This is a genomic window from Candidatus Eisenbacteria bacterium, assembly GCA_030017955.1.
GTDB lineage: Bacteria > Eisenbacteria > RBG-16-71-46 > JASEGR01 > JASEGR01 > JASEGR01.
Genome location: JASEGR010000212.1, coordinates 1 through 1,659, shown reverse-complemented (window position 1 = coordinate 1,659; position 1,659 = coordinate 1). Strand labels below are relative to the sequence as shown.

The 1,659-nt window shown below is 53.9% G+C and carries 2 protein-coding genes; both read left to right on the top strand.

Annotated features, from left to right (window positions below):
- On the top strand, positions 1-787 hold a 787-nt coding region (locus tag QME66_13760), incomplete at its 5' end, for a hypothetical protein (GenBank protein MDI6810009.1).
- Positions 788-801: 14 nt separating this feature from the next.
- Positions 802-1,533, top strand: coding sequence for a hypothetical protein (locus QME66_13755; GenBank protein MDI6810008.1), 732 nt, complete (start codon positions 802-804; stop codon positions 1,531-1,533).
- Positions 1,534-1,659 lie beyond the last annotated feature (126 nt).

Below are 1,659 nucleotides of genomic sequence, written 5' to 3'. Positions count from 1 at the left end.
CTTCGCCGTGTTCTTTCTTTACCCCGCGTATGTGTTGACCATCCTGAAAGTGGACTTGGGATTTCAAACGTCGGGGATGACCTCTGCGAAAGTGATCCCAAACCCCGAGTACCAACGCATCGGAGTTCTTAAAGGCGATTCGATCACATTCAGTTCGGCACTGACTCCAACTGTTGCGCTTGCCAATAGCGATTATGCTTGGTCTGGAGAGAAAACCGGTAACGGCCCTTCGATTTCAGTAACTTTCAACAACCTCGGGAACTCTCGAACAGAAAATCTTCAAGTTCTCGGTTGCAACAAGACCGCAACTATTACGGTCATTGAGGTCCCTCCCCCTGACCAAGCCACATGGGCATTTCTGATGACGACGCTGTACGGCCCAGCATGGGTTCTGAAGATCAATGACCTCGCGAACGAAGCATTGGCTTGGGCGCAAACAAACTGGAGCGCTTTGGGAGGATCCTCTTCTGTCCATAACTGTCGAGCTGACGCTGCACGCCATGCATATTGGAATGTTCTCATAATCATGGAAGGGTACACGCCAGCCGATGCGTGGGGTGCCGGTCAAGCGCATGAACGAAGCAACATCGCGGCTGGTGGTCCTCACAATGAATCGGTAATGGACTTGGAGAATAACCAAAAGGGGATCAATATGGGAGCGGGCCTCGCGACACGGGCAGCGGCACAAGCCGCCGTCATTAATGCCTTGAACGCGGGAAATCTCACCTACCTCGATGACCTGACGAATAGCGGAGAGCGTGGACTCCTCCAGCCCACAAACAAATGAAGGGAGGAACGAAGATGCGTTACTTGCCAACTTTTCGATGTGCCATTGTTACTGCCGCACTCGCAATATCTTCGGTTTTTGTGTCAGCGGCCGTTGGCGGACCAAAGGAGGCCGGGTCAGAGCCATTGTCCTTCATTCCGAAAGGAGTCGCCCTGGGGATGGCAGCGGACGATCTCCAAAAGTGCAGGCCGGGTGCCAAGGAATTTCGCATCCCAAAAGATGGAGAGCCCTCGCCGCCACGTACGGACCTGACGAAAGGGGATCATGTCCTCATAGAAGAACTCGGTGCTGAGGCTGAGTTTCGGGGTGCAACCTACCTTGTCAAGAACGGTCTCTTGGTGTGTATCACCGTAAGCAAGAATTGGGTTCTGCCGAAAGACTGGCACTTGAAACCAGATCAAGCAGTGGCCGCAACAAAGGCCGAACTGCGCACACTCAGGCAGAAGACCCTTGCTGAATGCAGACAACGCCTTGGAGATCAGTATAGAGCGGAAGCGGTCCTCGTACCTTTCTCCGATTCGGTTCGATACCTCACCCCTCGCCTGTGTTGGAAGAACGACCACGTAGGAGTGGCATTCAACTGCACTTCCGAGTATCAAGATGTGGATATTCTTCGAGGATTTGTCGCCGTTACAACTTGGTTGACGAAGGACGATTTTAAGCCTCCGCTGCCCCCAGCACAAGAAGTGGAAAGCGCTGTGCTTTCCCGCCTTGTGCAACCGCTCGTTAAAGACGACCCCCGCTAAGACCCTTTCGGTGAGAAGGAACACTCCGGTCGAGTAGGCAGAGGGGCTTGCGCCCCTCCGCCTCTCACAGAACCGGACTTGTGGGCCACACATCCGGCTCTTCAGAACGTTATCCCAAGGCGAGCA